This is a genomic window from Aquabacterium parvum, assembly GCF_001447195.1.
Taxonomy (GTDB): Bacteria; Pseudomonadota; Gammaproteobacteria; order Burkholderiales; family Burkholderiaceae_C; genus Aquabacterium; species Aquabacterium parvum.
Genome location: NZ_LFRI01000274.1, coordinates 1 through 5,072 on the forward strand (window position 1 = coordinate 1; position 5,072 = coordinate 5,072).

At 63.1% G+C, this 5,072-nt stretch carries 8 protein-coding genes; 7 read left to right on the top strand and 1 reads right to left on the bottom strand.

What is annotated here, in order from left to right; genetic code table 11:
* Positions 1-33: 33 nt before the first annotated feature.
* A complete protein-coding gene (locus tag ABG80_RS10200; protein ID WP_003131969.1) occupies positions 34-468 on the bottom strand; it encodes a mercury resistance transcriptional regulator MerR in 435 nt (144 codons plus the stop codon).
* Positions 469-539: 71 nt separating this feature from the next.
* Here ABG80_RS10200 and merT point away from each other — a divergent pair, with 71 nt between their 5' ends.
* The 7 genes from merT to ABG80_RS10235 all read left to right on the top strand — a co-directional run bounded on the left by merT (position 540) and on the right by ABG80_RS10235 (position 5,003).
* Positions 540-890 (top strand): mercuric ion transporter MerT, encoded by a 351-nt coding sequence (gene merT, locus ABG80_RS10205; RefSeq protein WP_003131974.1) that lies wholly within the window; start codon positions 540-542, stop codon positions 888-890.
* Between the two features lie 12 nt (positions 891-902).
* Positions 903-1,178 carry a mercury resistance system periplasmic binding protein MerP gene (gene merP / locus ABG80_RS10210; protein ID WP_003131987.1) on the top strand — a complete coding sequence of 92 codons (276 nt, stop codon included), beginning with the start codon at positions 903-905 and terminating at the stop codon, positions 1,176-1,178.
* Between the two features lie 71 nt (positions 1,179-1,249).
* Entirely contained in the window at positions 1,250-2,935 is a 1,686-nt protein-coding gene (gene merA, locus ABG80_RS10215; RefSeq protein ID WP_058087590.1) for a mercury(II) reductase, read from the top strand.
* A gap of 17 nt (positions 2,936-2,952) precedes the next feature.
* Positions 2,953-3,318 carry a mercury resistance co-regulator MerD gene (merD, locus tag ABG80_RS10220; protein WP_000995360.1) on the top strand — a complete coding sequence of 122 codons (366 nt, stop codon included), beginning with the start codon at positions 2,953-2,955 and terminating at the stop codon, positions 3,316-3,318.
* On the top strand, positions 3,315-3,551 hold the full coding sequence (gene merE, locus ABG80_RS10225) for a broad-spectrum mercury transporter MerE (RefSeq protein WP_003132004.1): 237 nt from the start codon (positions 3,315-3,317) through the stop codon (positions 3,549-3,551). The genes merD and merE overlap by 4 nt, the downstream gene beginning before the upstream one ends.
* Entirely contained in the window at positions 3,548-4,537 is a 990-nt protein-coding gene (locus ABG80_RS23470; RefSeq protein ID WP_003132006.1) for a DUF3330 domain-containing protein, read from the top strand. Before merE ends, ABG80_RS23470 begins: the two co-directional genes overlap by 4 nt.
* Positions 4,538-4,667: 130 nt before the next feature.
* On the top strand, positions 4,668-5,003 hold the full coding sequence (locus ABG80_RS10235; protein WP_083505989.1) for a recombinase family protein: 336 nt from the start codon (positions 4,668-4,670) through the stop codon (positions 5,001-5,003).
* Positions 5,004-5,072: the final 69 nt, after the last annotated feature.

Below are 5,072 nucleotides of genomic sequence, written 5' to 3' on the forward strand. Positions count from 1 at the left end.
GGGGTCGTCTCAGAAAACGGAAAATAAAGCACGCTAAGGCATAGCCGAACCTGCCAAGCTTGCTCCACCCTGTAGTGACGCGATCAGCGGGCAGGAAACGTTCCCCCTTCGCGCATGGCAGGCGCACACCAACTCAGACAGCACGGCCTCCATGCGCGCCAGGTCAGCCATTTTCTCGCGCACGTCCTTGAGCTTGTGCTCGGCCAGACTGCTGGCTTCCTCGCAATGGGTGCCATCCTCCAGCCGCAGCAGCTCGGCGATCTCATCCAGGCTGAAGCCCAGCCGCTGGGCTGATTTCACGAAGCGCACCCGCGTTACATCCGCCTCGCCATAGCGGCGGATGCTGCCATAGGGCTTGTCAGGCTCCAGCAACAAGCCCTTGCGCTGATAGAAACGGATGGTCTCCACATTGACCCCGGCCGCCTTGGCGAAAACGCCAATGGTCAGGTTCTCCAAATTGTTTTCCATATCGCTTGACTCCGTACATGAGTACGGAAGTAAGGTTACGCTATCCAATTTCAATTCGAAAGGACAAGCGCATGTCTGAACCAAAAACCGGGCGCGGCGCGCTCTTCACTGGAGGGCTTGCCGCCATCCTCGCCTCGGCTTGCTGCCTCGGGCCGTTGGTTCTGATCGCCTTGGGGTTCAGCGGCGCTTGGATCGGCAACTTGGCGGTGTTGGAACCCTATCGCCCCATCTTTATCGGCGTGGCGCTGGTGGCGTTGTTCTTCGCCTGGCGGCGCATCTACCGGCAGGCAGCGGCCTGCAAACCGGGTGAGGTCTGCGCGATTCCCCAAGTGCGAGCTACTTACAAGCTCATTTTCTGGATCGTGGCCGCGCTGGTTCTGGTCGCGCTCGGATTTCCCTACGTCATGCCATTTTTCTACTGATCGGAGTTCACCATGAAGAAACTGTTTGCCTCCCTCGCCCTCGCCGCCGTTGTTGCCCCCGTCTGGGCCGCCACCCAGACCGTCACGCTGTCCGTACCGGGCATGACCTGCTCCGCCTGCCCGATCACTGTCAAGAAGGCGATTTCCAAGGTCGAAGGCGTCAGCAAAGTTGACGTGACTTTCGAGACACGCCAAGCGGTCGTCACCTTCGACGATGCCAAGACCAGCGTGCAGAAGCTGACCAAGGCAACCGCAGACGCGGGCTATCCGTCCAGCGTCAAGCAGTGAGTCACTGAAAACGGCACCGCAGCACAACGGACGTCATTGTCTGGCGCCACAAACGATAAAGGATCTGTTGCATGACCCATCTAAAAATCACCGGCATGACTTGCGACTCGTGCGCGGCGCACGTCAAGGAAGCGCTGGAAAAAGTGCCAGGCGTGCAGTCGGCGCTGGTGTCCTATCCGAAGGGCACAGCGCAACTCGCCATCGTGCCGGGCACATCGCCGGACGCGCTGACTGCCGCCGTGGCCGGACTGGGCTACAAGGCAACGCTAGTCGATGCGCCACTGGCGGACAACCGCGTCGGACTGCTCGACAAGGTGCGGGGATGGATGGCCGCCGCCGAAAAGCACAGTGGCAACGAGCCCCCGGTGCAGGTAGCGGTCATTGGCAGCGGTGGAGCCGCGATGGCGGCGGCGCTGAAAGCCGTCGAGCAAGGCGCGCAGGTCACGCTGATCGAGCGCGGCACCATCGGCGGCACCTGCGTCAATGTCGGCTGTGTGCCGTCCAAGATCATGATCCGCGCCGCCCACATCGCCCATCTGCGCCGGGAAAGCCCGTTCGATGGCGGTATTGCGGCAACTGTGCCTACGATTGACCGCAGTAAGCTGCTGGCCCAGCAGCAGGCCCGCGTCGACGAACTGCGGCACGCCAAGTACGAAGGCATCCTGGGCGGTAATCCGGCCATCACCGTTGTGCACGGTGAGGCGCGCTTCAAGGACGACCAGAGCCTTACCGTCCGTTTGAACGAGGGTGGCGAGCGCGTCGTGATGTTCGACCGCTGCCTGGTCGCCACGGGTGCCAGCCCGGCGGTCCCGCCGATTCCGGGCTTGAAAGAGTCACCCTACTGGACTTCCACCGAGGCCCTGGCGAGCGACACCATTCCCGAACGCCTTGCCGTAATCGGCTCGTCGGTGGTGGCGCTGGAGCTGGCGCAAGCCTTTGCCCGGCTGGGCAGCAAGGTCACGGTCCTGGCGCGCAATACCTTGTTCTTCCGTGAAGACCCGGCCATCGGCGAGGCGGTGACAGCCGCTTTCCGTGCCGAGGGCATCGAGGTGCTGGAGCACACGCAAGCCAGCCAGGTCGCCCATATGGACGGTGAATTCGTGCTGACCACCACGCACGGTGAATTGCGCGCCGACAAACTGCTGGTTGCCACCGGTCGGACACCGAACACGCGCAGCCTCGCGCTGGACGCAGCGGGGGTCACTGTCAATGCGCAAGGTGCCATCGCCATCGACCAAGGCATGCGCACGAGCAACCCGAACATCTACGCGGCCGGCGACTGCACCGACCAGCCGCAGTTCGTCTATGTGGCGGCAGCGGCCGGCACCCGTGCCGCGATCAACATGACCGGCGGCGATGCGGCGCTCGACCTGACCGCAATGCCGGCCGTGGTGTTCACCGATCCGCAAGTGGCGACCGTGGGCTACAGCGAGGCGGAAGCCCACCACGACGGGATCGAGACCGACAGCCGCACCTTGACCTTGGACAACGTGCCGCGTGCGCTCGCCAACTTCGACACACGCGGCTTCATCAAGTTGGTTATCGAGGAAGGCAGCCATCGGCTGATCGGCGTACAGGCGGTCGCGCCGGAAGCGGGTGAACTGATCCAGACGGCGGCTCTGGCCATTCGCAACCGCATGACGGTGCAGGAACTGGCCGACCAGTTGTTCCCCTACCTGACGATGGTCGAGGGGTTGAAGCTCGCGGCGCAGACCTTCAACAAGGATGTGAAGCAGCTTTCCTGCTGCGCCGGGTGAGAAAAAGGAGGTGTTCAATGAACGCCTACACGGTGTCCCGGCTGGCTCTTGATGCCGGGGTGAGCGTGCATATCGTGCGCGACTACCTGCTGCGCGGATTGCTGCGCCCGGTGGCGTGCACACCAGGCGGCTACGGCTTGTTCGATGACGCCGCCTTGCAACGGCTGTGCTTCGTGCGGGCGGCCTTCGAGGCGGGCATCGGCCTCGACGCGCTGGCGCGGCTGTGCCGGGCGCTGGATGCGGCGGACGGCGACGAAGCGGCCGCGCAGCTTGCCCTGCTGCGTCAGTTCGTCGAGCGTCGGCGCGAAGCGTTGGCCGATCTGGAAGTGCAGTTGGCCACCCTGCCGACCGAGCCGGCACAGCACGCGGAGAGTCTGCCATGAACAACCCCGAGCGCTTGCCGTCCGAGACGCACAAACCGATCACCGGCTACCTGTGGGGCGGACTGGCTGTGCTGACTTGCCCCTGCCACCTGCCCATCCTCGCTGTCGTGCTGGCCGGCACAACCGCCGGTGCTTTCCTCGGCGAGCATTGGGTCATCGCGGCGCTCGGTTTGACCGGCCTGTTCCTTCTGTCCCTGTCGCGGGCGTTGCGGGCATTCAGGGAAAGAGAATGAGCGCTTTCCGGCCGGATGGATGGACGACGCCGGAACTGGCCCAAGCGGTCGAGCGCGGGCAGCTTGAACTGCACTACCAGCCCGTCGTCGATCTGCGCAGTGGTGGGATTGTCGGCGCGGAAGCCCTGTTGCGCTGGCGTCATCCGACGCTTGGACTATTGCCACCGGGCCAGTTCCTGCCCGTGGTCGAATCGTCCGGCCTGATGCCTGAAATCGGCGCTTGGGTGCTGGGCGAAGCCTGCCGCCAGATGCGTGACTGGCGAATGCTGGCATGGCGACCGTTCCGGCTGGCCGTCAATGTTTCGGCGAGCCAAGTGGGACCGGACTTCGACGGGTGGGTAAAGGGCGTGCTGGCTGATGCCGAGTTGCCCGCCGAGTATCTCGAAATCGAGCTGACCGAATCGGTCGCGTTTGGTGATCCGGCGATCTTCCCCGCCCTGGACGCCTTGCGGCAGATCGGTGTGCGCTTCGCCGCCGATGACTTCGGGACGGGGTATTCCTGTCTGCAACATCTGAAGTGCTGCCCAATCAGCACGCTCAAGATCGACCAATCGTTTGTCGCCGGGCTCGCCAACGACCGCCGCGACCAAACCATCGTGCACACCGTGATTCAGCTTGCGCACGGGCTGGGCATGGATGTGGTGGCTGAAGGCGTGGAAACATCGGCGAGTCTTGATCTATTGCGACAAGCGGACTGCGACACAGGACAAGGCTTCCTGTTCGCGAAGCCAATGCCGGCGGCAGCATTCGCCGTCTTCGTCAGTCAATGGAGGGGTGCCACCATGAATGCAAGTGACTCGACCACCACCAGTTGCTGCGTGTGCTGCAAGGAAATCCCGCTCGATGCCGCCTTCACCCCGGAAGGCGCGGAATACGTCGAGCACTTCTGCGGGTTGGAGTGTTATCAACGCTTCGAAGCGCGTGCCAAGACAGGGAACGAAACCGATGCCGATCCGAACGCCTGCGACTCGCTACCGTCAGATTGAGGCATACCCTAACTTGGCGTCAGACCATCCGGCGCTAAATCGTCAGAATAGAGTTGCCTTCCGAATTGATTGACATACGCCGTCAAGGGTCATAGATTTCTTCCTGACACATTTCCCTCAGGAGGATACCTTGCACGGTCAGCGCATCGGTTACGTCCGCGTCAGCAGCTTCGACCAGAACCCAGAACGGCAGCTCGAACAGATCCAGGTGGATAAAGTGTTCACCGACAAGGCGTCGGGCAAGGACACACGGCGGCCCGAACTGGAACGGCTGCTCGCCTTCGTGCGCGAAGGCGACACGGTCGTGGTGCACAGCATGGATCGTCTGGCGCGCAACCTCGACGACCTGCGCCGCCTGGTGCAGGGCCTCACCCAGCGCGGCGTACGCATCGAGTTCCTTAACAGGCTGCGGAAATACCCAACAGCCAAGTCCACGCCCCAGTGGCGTGATGCGTTATCAGCGTAGCACCTCAACGACCTGAAGCGACACCCACCATGCGCGGCGCCGACACCTTCACCGAAGGCCTGTTCACCC

Bases quoted from the DNA above. Each gene is read 5' to 3' on its own strand.
- ABG80_RS10200 (WP_003131969.1), bottom strand. From the start codon at position 468: ATGGAAAACAATTTGGAGAACCTGACCATTGGCGTTTTCGCCAAGGCG.
- merD (WP_000995360.1), top strand. From the start codon at position 2,953: ATGAACGCCTACACGGTGTCCCGGCTGGCTCTTGATGCCGGGGTGAGC.
- ABG80_RS23470 (WP_003132006.1), top strand. From the start codon at position 3,548: ATGAGCGCTTTCCGGCCGGATGGATGGACGACGCCGGAACTGGCCCAA.
- merE (WP_003132004.1), top strand. From the start codon at position 3,315: ATGAACAACCCCGAGCGCTTGCCGTCCGAGACGCACAAACCGATCACC.
- merT (WP_003131974.1), top strand. From the start codon at position 540: ATGTCTGAACCAAAAACCGGGCGCGGCGCGCTCTTCACTGGAGGGCTT.
- merP (WP_003131987.1), top strand. From the start codon at position 903: ATGAAGAAACTGTTTGCCTCCCTCGCCCTCGCCGCCGTTGTTGCCCCC.
- merA (WP_058087590.1), top strand. From the start codon at position 1,250: ATGACCCATCTAAAAATCACCGGCATGACTTGCGACTCGTGCGCGGCG.